4 protein-coding genes and 2 pseudogenes are annotated in these 3,866 nt (G+C 30.5%); all 6 read left to right on the forward strand.

The genetic code is table 11. The features are described 5' to 3' along the window. Positions 1–905, forward strand: a 905-nt coding sequence (locus H277_RS20325; protein ID WP_033422805.1) for a DUF3238 domain-containing protein, incomplete at its 5' end; no start/stop codon positions are given. Between the two features lie 280 nt (positions 906–1,185). Next, positions 1,186–1,608 carry a type III secretion system effector protein gene (locus H277_RS0118245; protein WP_019977068.1) on the forward strand — a complete coding sequence of 141 codons (423 nt, stop codon included), beginning with the start codon at positions 1,186–1,188 and terminating at the stop codon, positions 1,606–1,608. A 2-nt stretch (positions 1,609–1,610) separates the two neighbouring features. Continuing rightward, complete coding sequence (locus H277_RS0118250) at positions 1,611–2,027, forward strand: hypothetical protein (RefSeq protein WP_019977069.1); 417 nt, start codon at positions 1,611–1,613, stop codon at positions 2,025–2,027. Between the two features lie 190 nt (positions 2,028–2,217). Continuing rightward, positions 2,218–2,361: pseudogene (locus tag H277_RS20265) on the forward strand (RHS repeat-associated core domain-containing protein); the annotation flags it as partial. A 610-nt stretch (positions 2,362–2,971) separates the two neighbouring features. Then, positions 2,972–3,499: a hypothetical protein gene (locus H277_RS0118260; RefSeq protein ID WP_019977071.1), complete on the forward strand. Its 528-nt coding sequence runs from the start codon at positions 2,972–2,974 to the stop codon at positions 3,497–3,499. 77 nt (positions 3,500–3,576) lie between these two features. After that, positions 3,577–3,866: pseudogene (locus tag H277_RS19420) on the forward strand (RHS repeat domain-containing protein); the annotation flags it as partial.

The following is a 3,866-nucleotide window of genomic DNA, read 5'->3' on the forward strand; positions in this document are numbered from 1 at the left end:
TTACAGTGGTACATAAACCAATGCCGGATATTTTTATGGCAGACCATAAACAAAAGCAAAACACCCCGTTTTTTTACGTAAGCAATTATAAGTATAAGTTCCAAGGTCAGGAACGTCAGGAAGAACTGGGATTAAACTGGGACAGCTTCAAATGGAGAAATTATATGCCCGATATTGGACGATTTTTCAACGTAGACCCACTTACAGAAAAATATAATACGTGGTCTCCTTATGTATTTAGTGGAAATAGAGTCATCGATGCAAGAGAACTTGAAGGTCTAGAACCTTATATTGTTACTGGTCGAGCTTTCATTCCAAACAAAACTCTTTCTAATCCAAATCCTTTCTCAAAAACAACATCTTTTGCAGGAGATAACAGAAATTCTTATCAAGTAAATACAAATGCTTATAGAACTGAGCAAAAAGTGAGAGTAGATTTTGGCAATAAAAAAGCTACTACCATAAGTAATAGAGCAAGCGGTACAATAGGTTATGATAAAAATGGAAAAGTGACTGCAACTTCTACGGAAGGTAAAGCAGGACCAACTCCTACATATACTCCATCAACAATGGATAATAAAAGTACTACTATCGGTATGGAAGTAGATGCTGGAAACAAATTAGTTACTGGTGCACCTGCTATTAATTATGAGGTAAGTATATCTATAACAGAAACTAAAGGTGGGACATTTGATTATAGTATAACAGGACAAAGCGATGGTTTTCCTGCCTATGAATTTTTTATTACAAATGAAGCTACTGGAGATTCATACCTAATACACGGAAGTAACCCTGCTGCTACGGGAGATACTCCTACGGCATTATTTCCACCTATGGAAAAGAAAATTGATGCAAGTGGCAATAGTAAAGATTTAACTCCTGTAGATAAAGAAGTCAAATTTTAAAGCGTAGATTATGAAAAGAAAAAATTCAATTCTTAGATATTCGGGATTATTGTTTTTGATTGTAGGTATTATTCTAAACATAAGAATGTTTGCACAGGAAGCTTGGCCAACTTATTTGTTTTTCATAATCTGTATAATAGGGTTGGTTCAGATAATAATATCTTTCATAACAAAACAGCTTAAAATAAGCTGGCAAATATTTTGGGTTTTCTTCCCTTTTATTTTAAGTATTATATTATTAAAAATTATAGGATAGCAAAATCAAAACCCCGCTAATAATATGGCAAATGCTTCTTTTTGGGAATATATGGGCAAAAGTAACAGAGATGTTATACTATCAACTAACATATTAAATTCAATAGGTTCTGGAGGTACAATTTACTGGTCCCCCACAAATGAAGCTATAGGTTCTTTGATGACTAAGAAAGGTTTAAATTTTAACCCTACAACAAATCTTGGTCATGAATTATTTCATGGTTTAGATTCTAATTTCGGTCTACTTGGAAGAAATAAAACAGATGGTCTTTATAATAGAGAGTGGAGGGCTACTTATTTTGAAAATCAATTAAGAGATTCTTTAGGAGCTCCTTTAAGGTCTCAATATAATACAAGTAATGGTCCTATTAATTTACTTAATAATAATACTAACCCAAGACCACTTCTTGAATATATGATAAATACTTTTTCAATTTTTAATCGTTAATTATGAAATATTTAATTTTATTTACCTTTTTAATCTTTATAGGGTGTAATTCAAAAACAGTAATTTCATTAAAATCTTATAAATGTTCATTAAATATTAGTGAACGTGATTTTCAGAAAAAAATAATCAAAAGTGATGATTTTGACGCTATTATTTTTATAAATAATCATCAAGAAGAATTATTTTTTACCCCTAATAATATTGATTTATATCCAATTATGGATGACAGTACTTATAACCAAGAAATTCATAAATTTTCTTTATTTGGAGGAGATGAAATAAATGGTGTTTATAATGAAAAATATTGGAAACAAATAAGAAATAATGATCACCCTTCATTTGGATATCAAAAAGTTTTACTAGAAAATAAGACTAAATTTGATTCAATATTGAATCAAATTATTTGTAAGAAAAGATAAGATAAAACCGACTAAAGACATTGCAGGTGGCGATTTTGGTGAAGTGGAAATTGGCATTGGAATAGGAAGTAATTCGGGTTCCGTGAATTATAAGTATAAGTACAACGATTATGGAGAAAAAAGTTTTGAGTAAACTTTTGATGAACATACCACACAAAGTGCTGGGCTGCAAGAGGAATTTGGTTTGAATATCTATGACTACGGCGCTAGAAATTACGACCCTGCTTTAGGAAGATGGTTCAATGTTGATCCGCTGGCGGAGAAAATGCGTCGCCACTCACCTTACAACTACGCATTTAATAATCCGGTTTTCTTTATTGATCCTGATGGAATGGCGCCGGAGGATATAATCTTTAGAATGCAAACAAAAGATGGAAAAAATTATGATTTCACTTACAAGAAAGGAAATTTTTATCATCCTGATGGTAGAAGGTATGATCCAGGTAAAGAGAAAGTTGGTAATGGAACAATGTATAAATATTTGACAGCTTTAAGGAAAATTGAAAATTCTGGAGACTCTGAATTAAAAAATCAACTAAATACTCTAGTAGAATCAGATAATAAACACATCGTGCAAAGTACTGATGGAGGAAGTGGCGTTCGTTCAGATAGTGAAATTGGGACAAATAACAGTGAAATTGATAAAAAGGTTCGTGATGGAGAAAGTGTAGGGACTTTAACAAGTTTTAACTTTTCTGATTCTGAAAAGAGAAGGTTTGAAGAAATAGAAAAAATTCCTTCCTCTACTTTAAGTACAGTTGTTCACGAAATGCAACATCAATATGATTATGAAACAGGAAATATGAAAGATGAAGTACAATGGAAAGACCAAATGAAGAGACAAGGTATTAGTATAAGAAATAACAAACACTTAAGTCCAACAGAAAAAAGAGCTGTATCAAATGAGAATAGGGTTAGAAAATCTCAATACAAAAGAACAACTTATGGAGGTAAAAAAATATTATAGTTTTTTTTTCTTATTTTTCTTATTCTTACATTCATGTGATAAGAAAAATGATAACATTTTTTATTTAAATGATTTGGCTAAAGATATTAATCATCATAATTATACTTCTAAATATAATTTTTCTGATTTTTATATTTCTTGTCAAAATAAAGGATATTTTATAAAAGTGTCTTATAAAGAAATTTATAACGATTTTTATTTGAAAAAAGATAGTAACCTAACTGCAGAAACATATCTATCAAACTTATTTAATAATGGTATTAAAGATAAAAATGCAGATTGCATATCTATTGATAAAAAAATTCATAATCTCTATAACAAGGGACAAAAAGAATTCCTAGAAAAAACTAGTTTTTTGGAATCAGATAGTACGAGAATTTTAAAAAATGAGAATATTAACTTTTTAGAAGTTGAAACTATTCTTTATTATTATTCAAAAATGGGATATCAAATCAATAATAATGATAATGTAGGAATAACTATTTTATACAAACCAAATAGATAATAGTATTACGATAAGCTACTATTCTAAAAAGTGTTCTTTTTAGTGAAGTGGAAATCGGCATTGGTATAGGAAGTAATTCCGGTTCCGCTAATTATAAGTATCGTTACAATGGAAAAGAGTTACAGGAGGAGCTGGGCTTGAATATATATGATTATGGAGCGAGAAATTACGATCCGGCTTTAGGACGTTGGTTTAATATTGATCCGCTGGCAGAGAAAATAAGACGTCATTCGCCTTATAATTATGCATTGAATAATCCGGTTTTCTTTATCGATCCTGATGGAATGGTAGCTACTCCGCCAGATGATTACCAATTATTAAAGAATGGCAAAGTAGAGTTGATTAGAGAGACTGAAGATAACACTGA

The sequence above is a fragment of the Empedobacter brevis NBRC 14943 = ATCC 43319 genome (genome assembly GCF_000382425.1).
In the GTDB taxonomy this organism is placed as follows: domain Bacteria; phylum Bacteroidota; class Bacteroidia; order Flavobacteriales; family Weeksellaceae; genus Empedobacter; species Empedobacter brevis.